Origin of the sequence: Bacillus sp. RHFS10 (genome assembly GCF_016757475.1) — a bacterium.
GTDB lineage: Bacteria > Bacillota > Bacilli > Bacillales > Bacillaceae > Bacillus > Bacillus subtilis_G.
This window is the reverse complement of sequence record NZ_JAESPO010000002.1, coordinates 115,146-138,720: the sequence shown is the minus strand read 5'-3', so window position 1 is coordinate 138,720 and position 23,575 is coordinate 115,146. Positions and strand designations below refer to the sequence as shown.

The 23,575-nt window shown below is 42.8% G+C and carries 19 protein-coding genes; 9 read left to right on the top strand and 10 right to left on the bottom strand.

Going from position 1 to position 23,575, the window contains the following annotated elements:
* Window positions 1–16: 16 nt before the first annotated feature.
* The gene (locus JMN17_RS07370; protein ID WP_202327807.1) at window positions 17–1,165 is read right to left on the bottom strand and encodes a glycerate kinase; all 1,149 of its coding nucleotides are present in this window, start codon (window positions 1,163–1,165) and stop codon (window positions 17–19) included.
* Window positions 1,166–1,359: 194 nt separating this feature from the next.
* Here JMN17_RS07370 and gntR point away from each other — a divergent pair, with 194 nt between their 5' ends.
* Genes gntR through gnd form a run of 4 tightly spaced genes read left to right on the top strand, consistent with a single transcriptional unit; the run spans window position 1,360 to window position 6,427 of the window.
* Window positions 1,360–2,091, top strand: coding sequence for a gluconate operon transcriptional repressor GntR (gntR, locus tag JMN17_RS07365; RefSeq protein WP_087991823.1), 732 nt, complete (start codon window positions 1,360–1,362; stop codon window positions 2,089–2,091).
* Window positions 2,084–3,625, top strand: a complete 1,542-nt coding sequence (gntK, locus tag JMN17_RS07360) for a gluconokinase (RefSeq protein ID WP_087991822.1) — start codon at window positions 2,084–2,086, stop codon at window positions 3,623–3,625. Before gntR ends, gntK begins: the two co-directional genes overlap by 8 nt.
* A gap of 28 nt (window positions 3,626–3,653) precedes the next feature.
* Window positions 3,654–5,000 carry a gluconate permease GntP gene (gene gntP, locus JMN17_RS07355; RefSeq protein ID WP_087991821.1) on the top strand — a complete coding sequence of 449 codons (1,347 nt, stop codon included), beginning with the start codon at window positions 3,654–3,656 and terminating at the stop codon, window positions 4,998–5,000.
* A 23-nt stretch (window positions 5,001–5,023) separates the two neighbouring features.
* Window positions 5,024–6,427 (top strand): decarboxylating NADP(+)-dependent phosphogluconate dehydrogenase, encoded by a 1,404-nt coding sequence (gene gnd / locus JMN17_RS07350; protein ID WP_202327806.1) that lies wholly within the window; start codon window positions 5,024–5,026, stop codon window positions 6,425–6,427.
* Between the two features lie 37 nt (window positions 6,428–6,464).
* Here the strand turns inward: gnd and nhaC are convergent, their stop codons facing one another.
* Window positions 6,465–7,892, bottom strand: a complete 1,428-nt coding sequence (nhaC, locus tag JMN17_RS07345) for a Na+/H+ antiporter NhaC (RefSeq protein ID WP_242519871.1) — start codon at window positions 7,890–7,892, stop codon at window positions 6,465–6,467.
* A gap of 931 nt (window positions 7,893–8,823) precedes the next feature.
* Here nhaC and ahpC point away from each other — a divergent pair.
* Both ahpC and ahpF read left to right on the top strand, forming a co-directional pair.
* Window positions 8,824–9,387, top strand: a complete 564-nt coding sequence (ahpC, locus tag JMN17_RS07340) for an alkyl hydroperoxide reductase subunit C (protein WP_024123485.1) — start codon at window positions 8,824–8,826, stop codon at window positions 9,385–9,387.
* 13 nt (window positions 9,388–9,400) lie between these two features.
* On the top strand, window positions 9,401–10,930 hold the full coding sequence (gene ahpF / locus JMN17_RS07335; protein ID WP_202327805.1) for an alkyl hydroperoxide reductase subunit F: 1,530 nt from the start codon (window positions 9,401–9,403) through the stop codon (window positions 10,928–10,930).
* Between the two features lie 113 nt (window positions 10,931–11,043).
* Here the strand turns inward: ahpF and JMN17_RS07330 are convergent, their stop codons facing one another.
* The 3 genes from JMN17_RS07330 to JMN17_RS07320 form a co-directional block, all read right to left on the bottom strand.
* Window positions 11,044–12,396 carry a polysaccharide pyruvyl transferase family protein gene (locus JMN17_RS07330; RefSeq protein ID WP_202327804.1) on the bottom strand — a complete coding sequence of 451 codons (1,353 nt, stop codon included), beginning with the start codon at window positions 12,394–12,396 and terminating at the stop codon, window positions 11,044–11,046.
* A gap of 288 nt (window positions 12,397–12,684) precedes the next feature.
* Window positions 12,685–14,124, bottom strand: coding sequence for a 6-phospho-beta-glucosidase BglA (bglA, locus tag JMN17_RS07325; RefSeq protein WP_087991817.1), 1,440 nt, complete (start codon window positions 14,122–14,124; stop codon window positions 12,685–12,687).
* A 13-nt stretch (window positions 14,125–14,137) separates the two neighbouring features.
* Window positions 14,138–16,006 carry a beta-glucoside-specific PTS transporter subunit IIABC gene (locus tag JMN17_RS07320; protein WP_202327803.1) on the bottom strand — a complete coding sequence of 623 codons (1,869 nt, stop codon included), beginning with the start codon at window positions 16,004–16,006 and terminating at the stop codon, window positions 14,138–14,140.
* A 158-nt stretch (window positions 16,007–16,164) separates the two neighbouring features.
* On the opposite strand from JMN17_RS07320, the gene JMN17_RS07315 reads away from it, so the two are divergent.
* Both JMN17_RS07315 and JMN17_RS07310 read left to right on the top strand, forming a co-directional pair.
* Window positions 16,165–16,875 (top strand): GntR family transcriptional regulator, encoded by a 711-nt coding sequence (locus JMN17_RS07315; RefSeq protein ID WP_202327802.1) that lies wholly within the window; start codon window positions 16,165–16,167, stop codon window positions 16,873–16,875.
* Between the two features lie 28 nt (window positions 16,876–16,903).
* On the top strand, window positions 16,904–17,062 hold the full coding sequence (locus JMN17_RS07310) for a hypothetical protein (protein ID WP_202327800.1): 159 nt from the start codon (window positions 16,904–16,906) through the stop codon (window positions 17,060–17,062).
* A gap of 130 nt (window positions 17,063–17,192) precedes the next feature.
* Here the strand turns inward: JMN17_RS07310 and JMN17_RS07305 are convergent, their stop codons facing one another.
* The 5 genes from JMN17_RS07305 to JMN17_RS07285 form a co-directional block, all read right to left on the bottom strand.
* A complete protein-coding gene (locus JMN17_RS07305) occupies window positions 17,193–17,915 on the bottom strand; it encodes a peptide ABC transporter permease (RefSeq protein ID WP_202327799.1) in 723 nt (240 codons plus the stop codon).
* A 20-nt stretch (window positions 17,916–17,935) separates the two neighbouring features.
* Complete coding sequence (locus JMN17_RS07300; RefSeq protein ID WP_148963211.1) at window positions 17,936–18,565, bottom strand: ATP-binding cassette domain-containing protein; 630 nt, start codon at window positions 18,563–18,565, stop codon at window positions 17,936–17,938.
* A 145-nt stretch (window positions 18,566–18,710) separates the two neighbouring features.
* Window positions 18,711–19,469, bottom strand: coding sequence for a peptidase (locus JMN17_RS07295; RefSeq protein ID WP_202327798.1), 759 nt, complete (start codon window positions 19,467–19,469; stop codon window positions 18,711–18,713).
* Window positions 19,450–20,412, bottom strand: coding sequence for a YydG family radical SAM peptide epimerase (locus tag JMN17_RS07290; RefSeq protein ID WP_202327797.1), 963 nt, complete (start codon window positions 20,410–20,412; stop codon window positions 19,450–19,452). The genes JMN17_RS07295 and JMN17_RS07290 overlap by 20 nt, the downstream gene beginning before the upstream one ends.
* Window positions 20,413–20,469: 57 nt before the next feature.
* Entirely contained in the window at window positions 20,470–20,619 is a 150-nt protein-coding gene (locus JMN17_RS07285; RefSeq protein ID WP_044160161.1) for an epipeptide YydF family RiPP, read from the bottom strand.
* A 525-nt stretch (window positions 20,620–21,144) separates the two neighbouring features.
* Here JMN17_RS07285 and fbp point away from each other — a divergent pair.
* A complete protein-coding gene (gene fbp / locus JMN17_RS07280) occupies window positions 21,145–23,070 on the top strand; it encodes a fructose-1,6-bisphosphatase (protein WP_202327796.1) in 1,926 nt (641 codons plus the stop codon).
* The last annotated feature ends 505 nt before the right edge of the window (window positions 23,071–23,575 follow it).

Genomic DNA, 23,575 nt, shown 5'->3' with positions numbered 1-23,575 from the left:
TCGGCATGTGCGCCGGCTATATCAGAAACATCGTTTTCGCCAATTTGATGGATGCTGCAATGTCCCGAGCCGTTCTTTCCATGTATTCTGCGGCATGTTCAAACGCGTCTTCAAGAGGCACGGCGCCGGGAACGATGCTGAAAAGCGCATCAATTCCGTGCTGATAGACGGCATCACTGTCTCGTGATACCGATCCCGCTATGCCGATGACGGGCACATCGTATGATTTAGCCGCTTTGGCCACGCCGATCGGTGTTTTCCCATAAATCGTTTGGCTGTCAATCCGCCCCTCACCGGTAATCACAAGATCCGCATCCTGAACTTCATCTTCAAAATCAACCGCTGCAAGCACAATATCAATGCCTCTTTTCAAATCAGCATGCAGAAAAGCCAGCAGCCCCCACCCAAGACCGCCCGCTGCGCCGGCGCCCTTTATTTCCCTGCAGGCTGTTCCGAGCGCTTTTTCTGCCACATCCGCGAAATGGGTTAGGTTCTGGTCCAGCACTTCCACCATGTCGTCTGTCGCGCCTTTTTGCGGCCCGAAGACAGCCGCAGCTCCTTTTGGCCCGATTAACGGATTGTCCACGTCGCAGGCGACCTCCAGTTTGACATTCTCCAATCTGGAATCAAGCTCGCTGATATCGAGTGATGCGAGCTGAGATAACGCGCCGCCTCCGAACCCGATCTCACGGCCTGATTCATCAAGAAGCCTTCCGCCCAACGCTTGAATCATCCCGGCTCCTCCGTCATTCGTTGCGCTTCCGCCGATCCCGATGATCAAACGCTCTGCGCCCGCGTCAAGAGCGGCTGCCATTAATTCTCCCGTCCCCCTTGTTGTCGTGACGAGCGGATTGCGCCTTTCAACAGGCACGAGATGAAGCCCTGAAGCGGCTGCCATTTCAATCACAGCTGTTTTCCCATCTCCCATCATGCCAAAAAACGCTTTCACCGGTTCTCCCAGCGGCCCCGTGACAACCTGTTCTTTGATCCATCCGTTTGTGGCATCAACCAGAGACTGAACGGTGCCCTCACCGCCATCCGCCATCGGCATTTTTCTGTAATCGGCATTCGGAAAAACCGATTTGAAACCTCTTTCTATCGCGTCAGCGGCATCCAAAGCTGATAAGCTTTCCTTAAAAGAATCAGGTGCAATGATAATTTTCATCCAAATCGCCTCTTTCAAAACATGATTCACTTACACGATCTATCTCCAATGTATCATATAACGTTTGGAAATACATACCATCATTTATGGTAAAATTTTAATAAAAATTAGAAATGAAAGTGTTTGCATAAATGAAAAAATCGGGTTATCATACTTGTATACAAGTATACTCCTTGAGTGAGGAAGGTGAGTGTATGCTAGACTCCAAAGACCTGTTGTATCCCGCAAAGTGGCTCTCAAAAGCGTCAACCGGTGTTCGTGTCGCATACGAGCTGAGGATGCGGATCATTTCAGGCATGATTGAAAGCGGTACCATTCTATCAGAAAATACGATCGCCGCCGAGTTTTCCGTAAGCCGTTCACCAGTTCGCGAAGCGTTAAAAATACTCGCATCCGAAAAAATCATCCGCTTAGAACGAATGGGGGCGGTTGCAATTGGGTTAACTGAGAAGGAAATCACGGAAATTTATGATGTGCGTTTACTATTAGAAACATTTGTCTTTGAACGGCTTGTCAAAATCGACATTGAGCCCTTAGTCAAGGACCTCAGCAAAATACTTGAAATGATGAAAGTCTCCATCAAATACGAGGACGTAGATGAATTTTCATTTCAAGACGTGCTGTTTCATGAAACGATTATCCGTGCGATCGACCATTCATACATTCAGATGATCTGGAACAATCTAAAACCCGTTATGGAAAGCTTTATTCTTTTATCAATGCGGGCACGATTAAAAGAAAAACACGAGGATTTCACAAGGATTTTAGATAACCATGAGCTTTATATTCAGGCCATTAAAGCAAAAGACAGGGCACTGATGATTCAGTCTCTTCACCAAAATTTTGATGATGTGCAAGAAAAGGTAGAAGACCTGTGGCTCTCACAACAAATGCTGGCAAAAGGAGCTGAACACAATAATGACTAGTTATATGTTAGGAATCGATATCGGCACGACAAGCACAAAAGCTGTGTTGTTCAGTGAAAACGGAGACGTGGTACAGAAAGAAAGCATCGGCTACCCGCTCTATACACCGGACATCTCAACGGCTGAACAAGACCCTGAAGCGATTTTTCAGGCCGTTATCCAAACTACCGCGAGAATTACACAACAGCATCCGCAAAAACAGATCTCATTCATATCATTCAGCAGCGCCATGCACAGTGTCATCGCAATTGATGAAAATGACCAGCCGCTGACGCCATGCATCACGTGGGCCGACAACCGGAGCGAAGGCTGGGCGCATAAGATCAAAGATGAATTGAACGGGCATGAGGTGTACAAGCGGACAGGAACACCGATCCATCCGATGTCGCCGTTAAGCAAAATCACCTGGATCACGAACGAACAAAAAGAAATCGCTTCCAAAGCAAAAAAATATATCGGCATCAAAGAGTACATTTTCAAACAGCTGTTCAATGAATATGTCATTGATTACTCCTTGGCATCAGCGACAGGCATGATGAACCTGAAAAGCTTGGATTGGGACGAAGAAGCACTGCGCATCGCAGGCATCACGCCGGACCACTTATCAAAACTCGTGCCAACGACTGAAATCTTTCAGCATTGCAGCCCGAAATTAGCGATACAGATGGGAATCGATCCGGAAACACCTTTTGTCATCGGCGCCAGCGACGGCGTGCTGTCCAATCTCGGCGTCAACGCCGTTAAAAAGGGTGAAATTGCCGTCACCATCGGGACAAGCGGTGCTATCCGGACAATTATTGATCAGCCGCAAACTGATGAAAAGGGCCGGATTTTCTGCTACGCCTTGACGGACAAGCACTGGGTCATCGGCGGACCGGTAAACAATGGGGGCATCGTGCTTCGCTGGATCAGAGACGAATTTGCCTCTTCCGAAATCGAGACAGCGACACGACTGGGGATTGATCCATATGACGTGCTGACGAAGATCGCCCAACGCGTCAGACCCGGTTCCGACGGTTTGCTGTTCCACCCATATCTCGCCGGAGAACGCGCTCCGCTGTGGAATCCAGATGTACGCGGCTCATTTTTCGGCCTGACGATGTCGCATAGGAAAGAGCATATGATACGGGCTGCATTAGAGGGGGTCATTTACAACCTGTACACGGTGTTCCTGGCGTTAACCGAATGCATGGATAGCCCGGTAACCCGCATCCAGGCGACAGGGGGATTTGCAAGGTCGGAGGTTTGGCGCCAAATGATGGCGGATATCTTCGAATCACAGGTTGTCGTTCCGGAAAGCTACGAAAGCTCATGTCTTGGCGCCTGCATTTTAGGCCTGTATGCGACAGGAAAAATTGATTCATTCGACGCCGTGTCCGACATGGTCGGCAGCACGCACAGACACACGCCGATCGAAGACTCAGCCAAAGAATATAGAAAATTAATGCCGATTTTCATTAATCTCTCAAGATCATTAGAGAATCAATATACACAAATTGCAGATTATCAGAGAGGCTTAATCACACACAACTAGTACATGACACGAAGGGGAGGGCACTACCATGCCATTAATCATCGTTGCAATTGGGATCTTAGCTTTACTGCTTTTGATTATGGGCTTAAAATTAAACACATTTATTTCCTTGCTGATCGTATCGTTCGGCGTGGCATTGGCACTCGGGATGCCGTTCGATAAAGTTGTCAGCTCTATTGAACAAGGAATAGGGGGAACTCTTGGCCACATCGCACTCATCTTCGGGCTCGGTGCGATGCTGGGCAAGCTGATCGCGGATTCTGGAGGCGCACAGCGCATCGCGATGACGCTCGTCAACAAATTCGGCGAGAAAAACATTCAATGGGCCGTTGTCATTGCCTCATTCATTATTGGTATTGCTTTATTTTTTGAAGTAGGATTGGTTCTATTAATTCCGATTGTATTTGCGATTTCAAGAGAATTGAAGATTTCTATTTTATATCTCGGAATTCCGATGGTCGCGGCGCTGTCCGTCACGCACGGTTTCCTGCCGCCGCACCCGGGGCCTACGGCGATTGCCGGTGAGTACGGCGCAAACATCGGGGAAGTGCTGCTGTACGGCTTTATGGTTGCTGTTCCGACAGTGCTCATCGCAGGGCCTTTGTTTACAAAGATCGCGAAAAAAATCGTGCCTGCATCATTTGCGAAAAGCGGCAATATCGCATCACTCGGCACGCAAAAAACGTTCAAGCTTGAGGAGACACCCGGCTTCGGAATCAGCGTCTTTACTGCAATGCTTCCGATTATCATCATGTCGATCGCTACCATTATTGATCTGCTTCAAGAAACAATCGGATTTGCGGATAACGGTGTTTTAGCTTTTATCCGATTGATTGGAAACGCATCGACTGCTATGATTATTTCGTTATTGGTCGCGGTCTACACAATGGGCATCGCACGCAACATTCCGATCAAAACCGTAATGGACTCTTGTTCAGCAGCCATTTCACAAATCGGCATGATGCTTCTGATCATCGGGGGAGGCGGCGCCTTCAAACAAGTGCTGATCAACGGCGGTGTCGGCGATTACGTGGCGGACTTATTCAAAGGTACAGCATTATCGCCAATCGTCTTGGCATGGCTCATCGCGGCGATCCTGCGCATTTCTCTAGGATCAGCCACTGTTGCCGCGCTAAGCACAACCGGACTTGTCATTCCGTTGTTGGGACAATCTGATGTCAACCTGGCATTAGTCGTGCTTGCAACAGGCGCCGGAAGTGTCATCGCTTCCCACGTCAATGACGCCGGCTTCTGGATGTTCAAGGAGTACTTCGGATTAAGCATGAAAGAAACATTTGCCACATGGACGTTGCTGGAAACGATTATTTCGGTTGCTGGACTTGGATTCATATTATTGTTAAGTTTAGTTGTATGAAATTGATGAAGGAGCTGTAACACATGTTCAATACGATCGGTGTCATAGGCTTAGGCGTAATGGGAAGCAATATCGCCTTAAACATGGCAAATAAAGGTGAAAACGTCGCCGTCTATAATTACACCAGAGATTTAACGGACCAACTCGTCCAAAAGCTGGATGGACAATCTCTCAGCCCGTACTACAAGCTGCAGGATTTTGTTCAATCGTTAGAGAAACCAAGAAAAATCTTTCTGATGGTCACAGCGGGAAAACCCGTAGATTCCGTCATCCAATCATTAATGCCTTTGCTTGAAGAAGGCGACGTCATCATGGACGGGGGCAACTCCCACTATGAAGATACAGAAAGAAGATATGACGAGCTGAAGGAAAAAGGCATCGGCTATCTGGGAGTCGGCATTTCCGGCGGCGAAGTAGGCGCATTAACAGGGCCTTCCATCATGCCGGGCGGAGATCGTGACGTCTATGACAAAGCCGCTCCTATCCTGACGAAAATCGCAGCTCAAGTTGGAGACGATCCGTGCTGTGTCTATATCGGTCCAAAAGGGGCAGGGCACTTTACAAAAATGGTGCACAACGGCATTGAGTATGCTGACATGCAGCTGATTGCAGAAGCGTACACGTTTCTGAGAGAAACACTGCACCTGCCGCTCGAAGAAATCGCATCTATTTTTGAAACCTGGAACCAAGGTGAGCTGAAAAGCTATTTAATAGAGATTACAGCTGAGATTTTACGCAAAAAAGACGAACAAACAGGACAGCCTCTGATTGATGTCATCCTTGATAAAACCGGCCAAAAAGGCACCGGAAAATGGACGAGCATGCAGGCGATTGATAACGGCATTCCGTCCACAATCATCACAGAGTCCTTGTTCGCCCGCTACTTGTCTTCCTTAAAAGAAGAACGGGTGGCAGCTCAAGACGTGTTAGCAGGTCCGGAAGCTGAAGAAAAACACTTCGATAAAGACACTTGGGTTGAATACGTCAGACAGGCTCTTTACATGGGGAAAGTATGCGCCTACGCACAAGGCTTTGCCCAATACAAAATGTCATCTGAGCTTTACGGCTGGAACTTGCCGCTTAAAGACATCGCTTTGATATTCCGTGGCGGCTGCATCATCCGCGCAGATTTCCTAAACGTGATCAGCGACGCATTCAGCGAGCGGCCTAACCTATCAAACCTGCTGATCGCGCCTTATTTCTCAGATAAGCTCCAAGGCTATCAAACAGGCCTGCGAAAAGTTGTTTGCGAGGGCATCAGCACAGGAATCTCATTCCCATGCTTAACCACCGCGCTCACTTATTACGACGGCTACCGCACAGGACGGTCCAATGCGAACCTCTTGCAGGCACAGCGCGATTACTTCGGCGCCCATACGTACGAACGGACAGATATGGACGGCGTTTTCCATACCAATTGGCAGTAATCAAAAAAACCTCGCTCATTTTGAGCGAGGTTTTTGATTATGCCTCTAATTCTACAAGTTTTTTTGCTTTCTTTTTGTCCCGCTTTTCTTTTTTTGTCATCGTCAATCCAGTGATTCCATAGAAAAGAGAAACCAAGGGCGTGATGAAAGCCAAGAAACAGAACGGAAGATAAGCGACTGTTGCTATCCCTAAGGCTCCAGCTGTATATAGACCGCCGCCAGTCCATGGAATAAGCGGTGCAGCTTGTGTTCCTGAATCTTCTAACACGCGCGACAGGTTTTCAGGTTTTAAGTTTAAGCGTTCATAAATCGGTCTCATCAATGTTCCGCCCATAACCGTTGAGAAGTATACAGATCCGCCGATTGCAAGTGTAAGATAACTCACAATGATGGTCACAAAAACAGCCGTCCCTGTATGCTTAATTTTATGGGCAAAAGAAGCAATCAACGCTTCTAATACTTGTGACTCCGCAAGCATCCCGCCTAAACCAAGCGCAAATAAGAACAAGGCAATTAAGCTCAACATACTGGAAAGTCCGCCTCGTTGAAGCAAGCTATCAACCATGTCAATGCCTGATTCAACTGTATACCCGCCATAGAACGTATTCATGACATCTTGAAAACTCAAGCCTTGATAGAACATCGCGATAACGCCGCCAACAGCTGCCCCAATGAAAATGGAAGGAATCGCTGGTTTCTTTAACATTAACAGCGCAATGAGAACAACAATCGGAATCATTGGCACAAGTCCGAGATGGAATGTTTCGTTCAAATAAGACGTCAGTTGATTGACACTTTCTGAATTTACAGATGCGGAATTGTATCGCAAACCAACAATCGTATAAATGATCGCTGCAATGATATATGCAGGAATTGTCGTCCAAAGCATGTGTTTAATATGGCTGAAGATTTCTCCGCCGGAAACAGTAGGGGCTAAGTTCGTCGTATCCGATAGCGGAGACATTTTATCTCCGAAATACGCTCCGCTGACAATAGCGCCGGCAGTCAGCCCTGCCGGTATCCCCATCGTGGCTCCAACACCCATCATTGCAACCCCGGCAGTTCCGACTGTTCCCCATGACGTACCTGTTGCGACAGATACTAATGAACAAAAAACTAAAGTTGTGACTAAAAAGAATTGTGGTGAAATCGCGTGTATACCGTAATAAATTAATGTAGGTACTGTCCCTGACGCGATCCATGCGCCGATTAAAATCCCGACGGTTAGCAGTATCAGCCCAGGCTGCAGTGCCCTGCTCATCGATTTCATCATCGATTTTTCTACTTGTTTATAGGTAAACCCCAATCCCATCATAAACGGGATCAATACAAGCATGCTGATAAACATCAGAATTTGAATCGGTGCATCAAATACAAGAATTCCAATTGATATCACACTAACCGCTGCAATCAGCATCGATAGTGCATACATAAACGAAGGCCTTTTTATCTTATCGGTTTCCAACAAACCACTCCTTTGAATAAGTTGATCTTACATCTAAATCTGGAATACATATTGACTGGCACTTTCATAAGATCAAGTGAATTTTTAAAACGGGGACTCATTTTGATTGAATGGAGAATACTTTATACGCCGGGCGAATGATTAGGTCCATTCACCCATAAATAAATGATGGGGTATAACGTTTTACCACATGGGAAATGGTATGTGAACATCTTACTACAAAACAAAATGTTCAGTAAAATTGTATATCCTCTGATATTTCATCATTATCTCAGTTGATCCGGTCTGAAAGTCATTATCCTGCTATATCTATAAAAATGCTCCGTTATCGTGCCAAATCGTTCAGAAAACAGGATCGTACGTTCGCAATCGGCTTTTTATCCCGGCCATTTTCCTAAAAAGCGCCAACGAAATGATAAAAATCAGCAAAAACCCATCTTTTACAGAATTACTGTATTATTATTATCGAAATAATCAACAAGCCGAAATATCGTCCGGTTTTCCGACCTCCATGTTTCACCGCACGATCCATTTCAGTAATTGGCATTTTCTTCTTTTCGATATACCCCTTATCTTTTTAGTCTAAACCTTTTAACTGGCCTATTTAATGAGAAAACGCAGCCTTCACATTGATAATGAGAATCAAGTCAGCAATCGGGCAAGTAGTTTTAGCATCTGCTTCAAAAAAGAAAAACACCCGTATGTGACTTTAATTGTGATATTTTGAGCTGTAGGAATCCATACTATATAATAGAAAGTTGAAACCTCTCCCGAGAAGCTTCATGTTTTTTATCCGAATCTCTCCTTTTCACTTGACAAGAGAAAAGGTATTATATAATAATTTATACAGAATTATAATTATTATAGATAGCGGGAGCATGGCTTCACATCATCTATAATGTCCATTTATCACTATTAGGAGGAAGATATTATGTCTTTAATTGGAAAAGAAGTACAACCATTCGAAGCGAAAGCATTCAAAAACGGTGAATTCATCGATGTAACAAACGAGTCTCTGAAAGGCCAATGGAGCGTATTCTGCTTCTACCCAGCAGATTTCTCTTTCGTATGTCCAACTGAGCTTGAAGATCTTCAAAACCAATACGCTGCACTTAAAGAATTAGGTGTTGAAGTATACTCTATCTCTACAGATACTCACTTCGTACACAAAGGCTGGCATGACAGCTCTGAAAAAATCGGCAAAATCACTTACGCAATGATCGGTGATCCTTCTCAAACGATCTCTCGCAATTTTGACGTATTAGATGAAGAATCTGGTCTAGCTGACCGCGGAACATTCATCATCGATCCAGACGGCGTTATCCAAACTGTTGAAATCAATGCAGGCGGTATCGGCCGTGATGCAAGCAACCTGATCAGCAAAGTAAAAGCAGCACAATACGTTCGTCAAAATCCAGGTGAAGTTTGCCCGGCTAAATGGGAAGAAGGCGGCGAAACTCTTACACCTAGCCTTGACCTAGTAGGTAAAATCTAAGGAGTGCATTCCATTGGTACTTGATGCAAATATCAAAGCACAATTAAATCAATACATGCAGCTTATTGAGAATGACATTGTTCTCAAAGTGAGCGCAGGTGAAGATGACATTTCTAAGGACATGCTGGCTCTCGTTGATGAGCTGGCTTCCATGTCATCTAAAATCACAGTTGAAAAAGCTGAATTAAACAGAACGCCAAGCTTCAGTGTCAATCGTGTTGGAGAAGATACTGGCGTTACATTCGCCGGTATCCCTCTGGGCCACGAATTTACATCCTTGGTTTTGGCGCTGCTCCAAGTAAGCGGCAGATCGCCTAAGGTAGACCAAAAAGTCATTGATCAGGTGAAGAAGATCAGCGGTGAATACCACTTTGAATCTTATATCAGCCTGACATGCCACAACTGTCCTGATGTTGTACAAGCCTTAAACATGATGAGCGTGCTCAACCCGAACATTACGCACACGATGATCGACGGTGCAGCATATAAAGCAGAAGTTGAAAGCAAAAACATCATGGCAGTGCCGACCGTTTACCTGAATGGCGAATCCTTCGGAAGCGGCCGTATGACGCTTGAAGAAATTCTTGCGAAAATGGGCAGCGGCGCAGACGCATCCGAGTTTGCAGACAAAGAGCCGTTTGACGTTCTTGTTGTCGGAGGCGGACCGGCTGGGGCAAGTGCAGCGATCTACACTGCGCGTAAAGGCATCCGCACCGGTGTCGTCGCTGAGCGCTTCGGCGGACAGGTTCTCGATACAATGAGCATCGAAAACTTCATCAGCGTCAAAGCGACAGAAGGACCGAAGCTTGCTGCAAGCCTTGAAGAGCATGTGAAGGAATATGATATTGATGTCATGAACCTTCAGCGCGCAAAACGCCTTGAGAAGAAAGATCTGTTCGAACTTGAACTCGAAAACGGCGCTGTCCTGAAAAGCAAAACAGTGATCCTATCAACAGGTGCCCGCTGGCGCAATGTCAACGTACCTGGTGAACAAGAGTTCAAAAACAAAGGTGTCGCGTACTGCCCGCACTGTGATGGGCCATTGTTTGAAGGCAAAGACGTAGCGGTCATTGGCGGAGGAAACTCTGGAATCGAGGCTGCTATCGATCTCGCAGGCATCGTCAAACACGTCACTGTGCTTGAGTTTGCACCTGAACTGAAAGCTGACGAAGTCCTGCAAAAACGCCTCTACAGCCTGCCTAACGTCACTGTCGTGAAAAACGCACAAACGAAAGAAATCACAGGCGATCAAAGCGTAAACGGCATCACATACGTTGACCGTGAAACAGGCGAAGAAAAACACGTTGAACTCCAAGGTGTATTCGTGCAAATCGGTCTCGTGCCAAACACAGATTGGTTAGATGAAACGGTTGAACGCAACCGCATCGGCGAAATCATCGTCGACAAGCACGGCGCGACAAGCGTTCCAGGCTTATTCGCTGCCGGCGACTGCACAGACAGCGCGTTTAATCAAATCATTATTTCCATGGGATCAGGTGCAACTGCCGCTCTCGGCGCGTTTGATTACCTTATCCGCAATTAATACAACAAAGCCGCAATATTGCCAGATTGGTGGCAGCATTGCGGCTTCTTTTTTATTCCAAATATATTGCATGTTTTATACATTTGTAATATAGTTGTAATGTTAGTGAAATATTATTTACCGCTCAGCATATTTGCTGTTTTTAAAGCGAAACGCACTGATTTTCTATTTAAAGTGCCCTGATACTTTTTGACCTTGTTCTTTAGGTCTTTAATGGTTTTTTCCTTTTTGGCATTTTCTAATGCCATAAGCGCTTCCCAGCGTTTCGCTGTTTCTGTGGAACTGCAGCCGCTAACTGTAGTCACAGGCGAAAGAAGCTTCGTGTTAGATAGTTTTTCGTCAAAAGGAACGGTATCAGGAATCGCTTTCTCTTTATAAATATGATCCAATTCATTTTGATTCAGGAAGCTGATGAAATGGTCAAAGTTTTGCGCTTGCTGTTTCTCAGGCTGTTGAAAATCAACTGTTTCAATTAATTCTGACAGTTTTGTTTGCTCCGTTATCTCATTTGCCATGATATGCGTTAACTGATGGTACTCAGCTAATTCCCGCATTCTGGCATCTTTCGGAAGCAAAAGGCTCGGTGTTCCGGCAATCGTCGCCGCGATATTCCCATGCAGCCTTGCGCCAAAGCTCAAATCAGCTTGTTTCAGGAAATCCAGCCAAGTCGGCACATTTAAAAAGAATCGGACTCTATCATTCTGATAAGCTGGGTCTTCCATGCTGACAGGGTAATTATCGGCAGGCTTTGCTATCGCAGGCGCCCCGGCATACGTCAAAATCATCTCTTTTCGCCATTGCGGGATGAAGTAATGATTCGGGAACTCTTTCATGCTTCTCGTAATGAAGTCCAGCACATGCTTAGGAGACAGCCTTGATGAGTTAACCGTCACCATTGATTCAGGTGTGATAGTGGTGTCTCTAATCTTCAGCTCTCTTCCAAACGCATACATAGAAGGACAGCCAATTACCGTATGGTCAATACCTTCACGGAAGCCTAATCTGGATAGGTATTTCGCTGTAATCTCACCGCGGACACCGATCATATTTGATCTCTCCAGCACAGCACTCACAAACGCCTTTACATCCTCGTCAAAAGGAAAACCTTCATTTAACTTTGGTTCAAACGGAGCCCGCAAACCAACACCAATCACAACAACCGGAATGGTTAACTTCTTAATTAATTGGGTATATTTCCGTAAAGAAGGTACAAAATCCTCGCGGAAGGCATCTGCCAGCGGAATAATGTACATATCATATTTTTCATTGATTTGCTCCGCATCCGCCGCATTAATCCGATAATAATCAGGAGTAATCGTCGTTCCTTCTGTCATCAGCGTACGAAACACACTGTAGGCATATACTAAGTTTCCTACGTTACCGCCAATGGAGTTGCGAACAATCATTTCAGCTGGATCAAATGTATCAAATGGTGATATCCCAGCTCTTATTAAAATGTTTTTCAATGTGATGTTGCCCCTTCCTCACCAAATTTTAATCAGGAGATTTGCTCAGGGAACTCTATCATGTTCTTAGACTTCGGCCAGACACCCGCTTTCATCCCTTTTTACTTACAAACTCTCTCCCTTTCTTCCGTTCTAATATTCAATTATACAAAAAAGGATCTTACAGGTGAAATCATAACATAACGTTCAGCGCTGGTAATCTATTCCCATCACTGGATGTTCGTTCACATCACACAAAAAAACCCGAACCAGGCACTTTAGTAAAAGTGCTCGATTCGGGCCAGCTGCTTACAATTCCTCGCCATTCGTTTGAATGACGTTTTTATACCACTCAAATGAATCTTTCTTATATCGCTTCATAGATCCGTTTCCTTCATTATCACGATCAACATAGATCATGCCGTAGCGTTTTTTCATTTCGCCTGTTGTAAAGGAGACGATATCAATAATGCCCCACGGGGTGTAGCCGATTAAATCTACACCGTCGTAAGTGACCGCTTTTTCCAATGCTTCAATATGTGATTTCAAATATTGGATTCGTTCCGGATCATGGATCTTGCCGCCTTCCTCCACCGTATCCACTGCGCCAAAGCCGTTTTCCACGATGAATAGCGGGATTTGGTACCGATCATAAAAACGGTTTAACGTATATCTCAGCCCGGTGGGATCAATCGCCCAACCCCAGTCACTCGATGTGATGTATGGGTTTTCGACACCATTTGGCAATCCGCCGTTAACGATATCGCCTGTATTATCATTTTCCACATCGCTTTTCACAGTTGTTGACATGTAGTAGCTGAAGCCTAAGTAATCGACGGTGCCGTTTCTTAAAATCTCATCATCGCCATCTTCGAAAGTGATGTGATAGCCTTCCCGTTCAAATTCCTTCAGCGCGTAGCTTGGATAGTACCCGCGAACCTGCACATCCGGGAAGAAATACCGCTGCCTCATTTCTTCCTCAGCCAGCATCACATCTTCAGGATTGGATGAGAAAGGATAGATCGGCACGTGTGACACCATGGCACCGATCTGGAAGTCTGGATTGATGTCTTTTCCTTTTGCCACCGCTAATGCGCTCGCCACTAATTCATGGTGCGCCGTTTGATACATGACTTCCTTGGCATTTTCGTTTTCTCCGACCGTAACACCTGAATTCGTCCATAGGAACAGCGGGTTATTCACATCCATTTGGTTGTTGATCTCGTTAAAGGTCATCCAGTACTTCACTTTATCTTTGTAACGATTGAAGCAGGCCTCTGCGAAATTGACGAAGAAGTCCACGACTTTCCGATTTCTGAAGCCGCCATATTCTCTTGCCAGATGCAGCGGCATTTCAAAATGGGACAAGGTAATGACCGGCTCGATCCCATGCTTCAGCAACTCATCAAACACATCATCATAGAACTGCAAGCCCGCTTCGTTCGGCTCAGCCTCATCGCCTTTCGGGAAAATCCGGCTCCAGCCAATGGACGTCCGCAAGCATTTTAAGCCCATTTCCGCAAACAAAGCGATATCTTCCTTGTATCTGTGATAGAAATCAATGGCTTCATGGTTCGGATAAAATTCGTTCTCTTCAATCGTATCCGTGATTTTTCTCGGCACGCCGTGCGCACCCGCTGTCATCACATCGACTACACTCGGCCCTTTACCGCCTTGATTCCATCCGCCTTCAAATTGGTGTGCAGCTAACGCGCCGCCCCATAAAAAATCCTTCGGCATGTGTCCCATGTTTTATTCCTCCTCAGCTTACGACTGTAAATAATTTTTGGTCTAACGTACTTTCTTCAATATCTTCGATGAGAATTTCCTGATACGCATGTGAATTCGTGATGATGACTGGGGTAATCGTTGTTAACCCTTTCTCTTCAATGAAAGCTTTATCAAATTCAACAAGCACTTCGCCTTTTTTAACTGTATCGCCCTCTCCCACCTTCAAGGAAAAAGGAGTTCCGTCTAATGTCACTGTATCCAGTCCGATATGCACCAGCAACTCGACGCCAGACGCCGAACGAAGGCCGATCGCATGCTTTGTAGGCGCAACCATGACAACGGTGCCGTCAAACGGAGCATAAAGCTTATTTTCGGATGGCTCAATCGCCAACCCTTGTCCCATTGCGCCTGAACTGAATACCTCATCAGGCACCTTAGAAAGCGGGATGACCTTGCCGCTAAACGGTGCATATACTGTTTCTTCATTTGCCTGTGCCGTTTGACGATTTTCCTTATCCGGCTGAGCAGCTGTATCTTCACCGTAGCCAAAGATTTGAATCAGCACAACTGGGAGAATAATCGCAATCGCCGAACCGATCAAAATCCCCCAAATTGACGCCGGGAATTGTTCATTGATGCCATTCACGATCGTCAGCGGTCCTGGAAGCCCCGCATACGCAAAGTAATACGGATTGAAAAAGCTTGCCACAACCGCGCCGACCGCGCCGGAAATACAGCCAAAAATAAACGGTTTCTTAAATCTCAAGGTCACGCCGTAGATCGCCGGCTCTGTAATGCCGAACAAGCCTGTGACCCCAGCTGAAACGCTGACTTTTCTCGTTTCCTTGTTTCTCGCTTTAAGGATGACGCCAAGCACCGCCCCAACCTGTGCAATGACCGCAATCGTTTGATACGCCTGGAATGAATCCCGTCCGTATAAATCATAGTTCGCCAATACCATCGGCGTGATGCCCCAATGTACCCCAAAGATGACGATGACCTGCCAGAAGGCGCCGATGATCGCTCCAGCCAAAGCCGGCACGTTTTCCGCCAAGAAGTTGTAACCGTTTGCAATTCCATTTGCGCCTAATGTTGTCACAGGGCCAATGAGAATAATCGTTAACGGCACCATCACCACCATGCACAGAAACGGAACAAATAACGGCCTGACCACTTCGTTCATTCTCTTATTCAAAAATCGTTCGAGATAAGACAATATCCACACTAAAAATAATGGCGGCAGTACGGAGGATGTGTATGTCGTTTCCGATAAAGCAATCCCTAAGAAAGAAATACTCTTTCCGTCTGCGATTTGAACGGCCATCTCCGCCCATGTCGGACTGACTAACGCGGCACAGCACGCTACAGCGATATACATGTTGGCCTTAAAATGCTTTGATGCCGTAATCGCGATAAAGATAGGCAAAAACGTAAACGGCGCCCAAGATATAAAACTAAAAACCTGATAAGCTCCTGTTTTCTCAAAGCCATCAAACAATAAATTAATGATAATTAATGCCCCTTGCAAAATACCAGCAGCGGCCAGAATGTATACAAACGGCGCAAACACCGCTGACATCGTCGCAATAATCCGGTTCAGAACGGTCCCTTTATTCTCGCTTTGTTCCTCAGACAGATCGATATTGACCAGCTTTGAAAATTCTTCGAAGACTTCCCCGACGTGCTGTCCAATGACAATTTGAAATTGGCCGCTGTTCTCTACAACCGTAATGACACCGGGCATCGACTTCACAATATCCTTCGCTTTAGGGTTAGACCGCTTCAGCACCAACCGAAGCCTCGTCGCGCAGCGAGAAGCTCCAATGACATTCTCTTCCCCGCCTACGGCCTCCAAAATGTCTTTTGCTAGTCTGCTATAATCTCTCACTTTCCCCGACATTTTCACCCACCCCTTCGTTTTGGTTACGCTTTCATTATAATTGTACCGGTATAATTTATCAATACCCAAACAAAATATTTATTCATTAACTATAATTGTAAGCGGTTTATGCTATAATTTTGACAAGTGAAACTAAACGAAAAAAATGAGGAATGCGTATGTTAAAGTACCAGCAAATTGCAGAAGAAATTGAAAGATATATAGAAGAACACCAGCTTCAGCAGGGAGACAAACTGCCAGTGCTAGAAACCCTCATGGCAAAGTTTGAAGTCAGCAAAAGCACAATCACAAAATCCTTAGATCTATTAGAACAAAAAGGCGCGATCTTTCAGCTCAGAGGAAGCGGCATCTTCGTCAGAAAACACAAACGAAAAGGCTACATCAGCCTCCTGTCGAATCAAGGATTTAAAAAAGACCTTGAGGATTTCAATATCACCTCAAAAGTCATTGAACTAGACGTGAGAAAGCCGACACAAGAAGCGGCGGACAACCTCAACATCGGACTTGAGGAGGACGTATACTTTGTCAAAAGAGTCCGCTACATCAACAGCCAAACCCTGTGCTACGAAGAATCCTATTACAACAAATCCATCGTCACGTATTTAAACAACGAAATCGTCTCCCACTCGATCTTCCATTACATCCGGGAAGGACTCGGATTAAAAATTGGTTTTTCTGACTTGTTTCTTCACGTGGATCAGCTTAATGAGGAAGAAGCGGAATATTTGGGGCTGAAGGCTGGACTGCCGAAGCTGTATATAGAAAGTATTTTTCACCTGACGAATGGGGTTCCGTTTGATTTCTCGAAGATTTCTTATAATTATGAGCAGTCGCAGTTTGTGGTGCAGGCTAATAGCTTTTTGTTGTAGGGCTGCTTTGCTATGGAAGGTGGTCGACATGTACAAAATCATCATTCCTGCCATACTAGCCATCTTCGTGCTCTGGATACTCTTACAGATTTCACTGGAGATGAGCATCTTTAAGAATCCAATGAATTACTTTATTGTATTCATTATCTTTTTCCTCTTTATAAAGATGGTGAAAGGAAAACAATAATAGATTGGGTGATGCAAGCTGGAAGACCCCCCTTAACAAAATCAACAGGCCACATGGATTTATCTCAGAGTTTAACGACAATATAGATGCACACAAAAAGCTACTTCACTGAGAGAAGTAGCTTCCTTTATCATATGCCCATTTTGATCCATCTTGTTTTAGAAAAGCGAAGAATAATCGCATTTATGATCATGATTGAAACTATATATAAAATAATATATAAAATGTCATTATTCCCAAGTGTCATGTTATCAGATTGTAATACTCTTTCTATTCGGGGATACATCGTGTTACCTGCCTCAAATGGAGCAATAAAACCAAACACTTTATTGCTTACAGCTACTAAAATAACAGAAGTCATCCAATAAACGATACTGACACCTATGCTAATTAATATATTTGGACATAGCATGCTTATCGTTCCAATGATGAAAATATACTGTAATATAACTGCGGAAAATAAAAACAGTAATAATGTAAAATGAGAAAAATCACCGTACATCAACGATATAATTAGCAGGCCTAGCGCGATAAACGCAAAACATTCCAAAAACAAAACAGCTATCTTTTTATAAAAGAAGGTATAGATGTTGTCCCCTATTAATTTGTAAAAGAGAATATTTTTGTTTGAATACTCTCTATTAATAAAAAAAGCTATAACAAATGAAAATAACATCAAACCAAACTGGGTCGCAACGGTATAGGAGCTAAAGAAAAACATCTCAGGTGTAACATGGCTGACTTTATCGATTCCTACCAGTAAAAAATATCCCAGTAAAAATAAAAACACGAACATAGATCCTAAAATAATGAAAACTTTGTTGCTTATACTCTTTTTAAACTCTAATTTCATCTTAAGCCCCCACTGTTTTATTACTCATTTATATACACTTCAATTAATTGATCCACTGAATGATACTGTTGGATTTCTTGGTGATTAAATATAAAATAATCCCCTTCTATCGCCTTTAAATCAGACAAATCATGTGTAATATTAATGATAATTTTCTCTGGGTTCTCCTGAATATACTTGTTTATGAAGCCATGAATCTCTATAACCGTTTTTTTGTCTAATGAATTCGTTATTTCGTCTAAAACAATAATATTTTTATCCTCTAGTAAGAAGCTAAGCAGTTTTAATTTTTGCTTTTGGCCATCACTCAAATTCTTAATAAGAACTTTACCGTCGATATTATCAAGATTAAGTAAATGTGCAATCTTATTTATCTTTTCGGAATCAAACTTTTCGCTCAAAAAGTGTAATAAAAAATCCTTAGAAACATCATGAGGTATATTTGACGAGCTAGATATTAAAGATACATTTTGACGAATGTCTCTGCCGATTCGTTTGCTATTATTCAACAAAAAGTCTTTAGCAAGCTGTGATTTACCGACCCCATTTTTTCCGACTACATGGTTGATTTTCCCACTCGAAAAATGTAAGTCAGTGTCCTGAAGTAACGTTTTGCCTTTCACTTTTAAAGTATAATTCGCTATGTTCATATACATACTCCTAGGAAATATTTGCATAAAAAAAGGTTTTTGAATGTGCTGGTTACTAATGTTTTCGCTTTTGAGGTACCTCTTTCGTTTCCGATTCGGAACCGCAAGAAATGTTTTTAGATGGTTAATTTGGAGATCTTTTACTCTAGTTTACAATATATAATATCCAATGTACAACTGAATTTACCGCAAGGCCAATCCCTATAATTTGAATAACAAGAACTAACCAATGATTTGTCTTTAAGCGGCTAAATTCATCCAAGCTAAGAAAAGCTAAAAGAATTTTGTAACCATCAGAATTCAATATTGGCACCAGGTTCCACAATAAAGTAGACGAGAATAGCATAAATGCCATCGTTAAAGGTTCACTTGAAATTGTAAATTGATTTATTATTTCTAAAGTGTTGATTATAAAATAATTGATAAACAAGCCGAATAAGTGAACGATTATCTTTTCATTTCTTGATAGCATATAGGTTTCATTCAATTGGACATAAAAAGCTGGGAATACATAAAAATTCAGTTTGAATCCTACTTTATCATAGTTTTTCCCAAAAAATTTTAAAGAATAGACGTGTCCCAACTCATGAAGCACTATGTTCATTATAAAATAAATAACTATAATTATCCACATTTTCCATTCAAAGAAAACAGATGATAATTCATTCTGCAGTTTTATTAAATGAATATAATTTAATATGAACATCAAAGCTGTAAAAGATAAGAACAGGTAAAAAAACTTTGTTGATACTTTCTCTTTATACATTTTAAAACGTAATAATTGTTCATCTGTCAGAGAATGCAAGCTATTTTTATAGTATTCTCCACTTTTCTTGTCTTTTATAAATACATTGTTTTGCACAATCACTTCGTATTTTTCATCTTCATACTTTAAAATTTTCATAATAGTATTTTTCCATATAAGGATAAAAATAATTTATTTTTTCTGCCGAGTTGAATAAAGAACCACAAACACCACAAATAGAAGAAAATTCATAAGGAATATCAAATTCCCCTATCTTATTATTTTCTTTTAAAATATCCAAAAACCATTTGAACCCTTCTTTTCTAAGAATAAATAATAGCAAATTGGAATTTAACTTTTCTACTGTTCTTTCGAAACTTTGGTTATATTCATCTCTTAAAGTTATTTTCGTTTCAAAAATAGCAGGGGAACAGCATGGGTAAATCTCTCCATCATGATGATATACAATGTCATATCCGGGACAATGTAAGGAATCTTCATCTTCAAGACTATAAAATTTATGTATGTTATCTTCCTTAATTCTAGTTTTAGCAGCACCAACTGATATCATTGGAAATTTTGTTATCTTTACACCTAGGATTGAATCCCCTAATTCCTCTAAAATGTGGTTAGACATTTTGTCTTTAGTAACTGCCATATTAAGAGAAAGATCTATACTCCCCCGGTATTTCCTGCTATGTTCAAAAATTCTTTTTATACTAGACGGTTTAACAAATGGAGCATGGTACTCATCGTAACTTATAGTCAGTGCTACCACATTTAAAGAATTCATATCTTGAAAGTATTCTTGAACCTTTTTCTTGCTTATGCCCCAAAACCCATTAGAGATCAAGGTTATTTGTTTTTCGTATGGTTTAATAATTTCCATTAATTCTTTTAAAAATTTATAATCCAAAAAAACTTCTCCACCAGTAAAAGAAATCACTTGGATGGTTTTATTTTCTGCGAATTCAGTTACTAACTTTCTTATGTAATCCTTTTCCATCTTCACCGTAGAAGTTGGCGAGCTAGAAAAACAACAATGGTCACATTGCGCATTACACTTTGAATCTAAATTAATTGATACTGTTTTATCATACATGATTAATCCCCCAAAAATGGTAAAGGAGAGTTAGACTCTCCTTTTATACCCTTCTAATTAATGTCCACTTCCAAGAATCCAGCGACTGTCTTGAGATTTTACAAAATACCAAAGATCATTCACTTTTGCTAACTTTTGTGATTCATCTAATAGACCCTTAAATTCTAAGTTTTTCACAGTCTCATTGTTAGTGTTTTCCTTTTTCATACTATCCCTCCTTCTCTTCTAATATAAACCAATTATTCCATGTAGACCAATCTATGTCAATATTTTGTACCAAAAATTCTGAATAATGTTACTAGTCTTGGTATATAAAGCCCATAGTCTTCTAGACCCGCTAAGCTATACCAAATGATAGGCAATAGATTGATTTAAAGCTTCGTAATGAAGATCAAAACATCATTTGACTACACTAGTTAAGAGAGATGCAGATTTTAAGTAGAGAGAAACAAAGGAAACTGCTCCTTCTGCTAAGCGAGATTGATAGTCCAAACTACCCCAAACCAGCCTGCAAGACCTCCTCCATGGATACTGCTGAAAAGTCTTTTTAGCTCTTGCCTATCCTATCAAGGCACCTCTTTCCCCTCATTTTGATTGTCTCTAAAAGGCGTTATGCGGTACTATCATATAAAGGTCCAATGATGAAAAACAATGTCACACTTTTAAATTCAACTGATCATGCAAAAGCTTATAAATAGGGATAGCTTTATTCTATAAAGGGGATGGACGATTTTGGAAAGCAAATACTTAGATTTACTCGCGCAAAAATACGATTGCGAAGAAAAAGTGGTAACGGAAATCATTAATTTGAAAGCGATTCTGAACCTGCCAAAAGGCACCGAGCATTTTGTCAGTGATCTGCACGGGGAATATCAGGCATTCCAGCACGTGCTGCGTAATGGTTCAGGACGAGTAAAAGAGAAAATTCGCGATATTTTCAGCGGTGTCATTTACGATAGAGAAATTGATGAATTAGCAGCATTGGTCTATTATCCGGAAGATAAACTAAAGTTAATCAAACATGACTTTGATAAGAAAGAAGCATTGAATGATTGGTATAAAAAAACGATAAACAGAATGATTAAGCTCGTTTCTTATTGCTCCTCGAAGTATACCCGCTCCAAACTGCGCAAAGCGCTGCCTGCCCAGTTTGCTTATATTACGGAGGAGCTGCTGTACAAAACAGAAGAAGCCGCCAACAAGGAGCGATATTACTCCGAAATCATAGATCAGATTATTGAACTTGGCCAGGCCGATAAGCTGATCACCGGCCTTGCTTACAGCGTTCAGCGACTGGTGGTCGACCATCTGCATGTTGTCGGCGATATTTACGACCGCGGTCCGCAGCCGGATCGGATTATGGAAGAACTGATCAACTATCATTCTGTCGATATTCAGTGGGGCAATCACGATGTCCTTTGGATAGGAGCTTATGCCGGTTCCAAAGTATGCCTGGCCAACATTATCCGTATCTGTGCCCGCTATGATAACTTGGATATTATTGAAGACGTGTACGGCATCAACCTGAGACCGCTGCTGAACCTGGCGGAAAAATATTATGACGATAATCCAGCGTTCCGTCCAAAAGCAGACGAAAACAGGCCAGAGGCTGAGATAAAGCAAATCACAAAAATTCATCAAGCGATCGCGATGATCCAATTCAAGCTTGAGAGCCCGATTATCAAGAGACGGCCGAACTTTAATATGGATGAACGCTTGTTACTAGAGAAAATTGATTATGATAAAAATGAAATCACGCTGCACGGGAAAACATATCAACTGGAAAACACCTGCTTTGCGACGATTAATCCGGAACAGCCTGATGAGCTATTAGAGGAAGAAGCCGAAGTGCTGGACAAGCTGCTATTCTCTGTCCAGCATTCCGAAAAGCTGGGCCGCCATATGAAATTTATGATGAAAAAAGGCAGCCTTTATTTAAAATATAACGGCAACCTGTTAATTCACGGCTGTATTCCTGTCGATGAAAAAGGCAATATGGAAACGATGATGATTGAGGACAAAGCTTATGCGGGCCGTGAGCTGCTCGATGTATTTGAACGATTCTTACGAGAAGCGTTTGCCCATCCGGACAAAACCGATGACCTGGCCACAGATATGGTCTGGTATTTATGGACAGGTGAATCCTCCTCTCTCTTCGGAAAACGCGCCATGACGACATTTGAGCGCTATTTCATTAAAGAGAAGGAAACACATAAAGAGAAGAAAAACCCGTATTACTATTTACGTGAAGACGAGGCAACCTGCCGAAACATCCTGGCAGAATTCGGCCTCAATCCAGATCACGGCCATATCATCAACGGCCATACGCCCGTAAAAGAAATCGAAGGAGAAGACCCAATCAAAGCAAACGGAAAAATGATCGTCATCGACGGCGGCTTCTCCAAAGCCTACCAATCCACAACAGGCATCGCCGGCTACACGCTGTTATACAACTCCTACGGCATGCAGCTCGTCGCCCATAAACACTTCAACTCCAAGGCAGAAGTCCTAAGCACCGGAACCGATGTGTTAACGGTGAAACGATTAGTGGACAAAGAGCTTGAGCGGAAGAAAGTGAAGGAAACGAATGTTGGTGAGGAACTGTTGCAGGAAGTGGCTATTTTGGAGAGTTTGCGGGAGTATCGGTATATGAAGTGAGGGTGAAGATATGCTCATCTAAAGGTAGACAGAGATGAAATAAAAAATCTGTATGCCCTAGAGGAGCTTTTTCATGTTTGGAAAATAGTACTCAAGATAAAAACTATGCATACTTTCAGGATGTGATTAGGAAAATGCTTAAGCTAATGGGGTTGCAGATAAAGTTGAAAAAGATCAATAGTAGGCGGTTCTCAGTCAGATTCGGTCCGAAGATCAATATCTTGCAATTTCAGAACTAAATCAAGAGGAAAGCTTCTCTGTCCAGATTTTATATGAGATTGACAAGTTCTCACGTCAAGGGTATTACTAATGGAAGAAGCAAATGCCTTCCGCGAGGAAAAACGGAATGAACAAATTATAGCCGAGATGACATTTCCTCACGAACTTTAGTATCTGGTTTTTGTTTTTGTCTTTGCTTTTGTCACTATATAATTATCTTTGAATTAAACCGACAATTGAATCCGAGAAAACCAAACGAGGGTGAATTTTGTCAAAATCGGCCTGC

Coding starts and splice junctions, on each gene's coding strand:
- JMN17_RS07310 (WP_202327800.1), top strand. CDS start 16,904: ATGTACAAAATCATCATTCCTGCCATACTAGCCATCTTCGTGCTCTGG.
- JMN17_RS07315 (WP_202327802.1), top strand. CDS start 16,165: ATGTTAAAGTACCAGCAAATTGCAGAAGAAATTGAAAGATATATAGAA.
- JMN17_RS07320 (WP_202327803.1), bottom strand. CDS start 16,006: ATGTCGGGGAAAGTGAGAGATTATAGCAGACTAGCAAAAGACATTTTG.
- gntK (WP_087991822.1), top strand. CDS start 2,084: ATGACTAGTTATATGTTAGGAATCGATATCGGCACGACAAGCACAAAA.
- JMN17_RS07285 (WP_044160161.1), bottom strand. CDS start 20,619: ATGAAAAAGGAAAACACTAACAATGAGACTGTGAAAAACTTAGAATTT.
- bglA (WP_087991817.1), bottom strand. CDS start 14,124: ATGGGACACATGCCGAAGGATTTTTTATGGGGCGGCGCGTTAGCTGCA.
- JMN17_RS07370 (WP_202327807.1), bottom strand. CDS start 1,165: ATGAAAATTATCATTGCACCTGATTCTTTTAAGGAAAGCTTATCAGCT.
- ahpC (WP_024123485.1), top strand. CDS start 8,824: ATGTCTTTAATTGGAAAAGAAGTACAACCATTCGAAGCGAAAGCATTC.
- JMN17_RS07295 (WP_202327798.1), bottom strand. CDS start 19,469: ATGAAAATTTTAAAGTATGAAGATGAAAAATACGAAGTGATTGTGCAA.
- gntP (WP_087991821.1), top strand. CDS start 3,654: ATGCCATTAATCATCGTTGCAATTGGGATCTTAGCTTTACTGCTTTTG.
- JMN17_RS07300 (WP_148963211.1), bottom strand. CDS start 18,565: ATGAACATAGCGAATTATACTTTAAAAGTGAAAGGCAAAACGTTACTT.
- JMN17_RS07305 (WP_202327799.1), bottom strand. CDS start 17,915: ATGAAATTAGAGTTTAAAAAGAGTATAAGCAACAAAGTTTTCATTATT.
- gnd (WP_202327806.1), top strand. CDS start 5,024: ATGTTCAATACGATCGGTGTCATAGGCTTAGGCGTAATGGGAAGCAAT.
- gntR (WP_087991823.1), top strand. CDS start 1,360: ATGCTAGACTCCAAAGACCTGTTGTATCCCGCAAAGTGGCTCTCAAAA.
- JMN17_RS07290 (WP_202327797.1), bottom strand. CDS start 20,412: ATGTATGATAAAACAGTATCAATTAATTTAGATTCAAAGTGTAATGCG.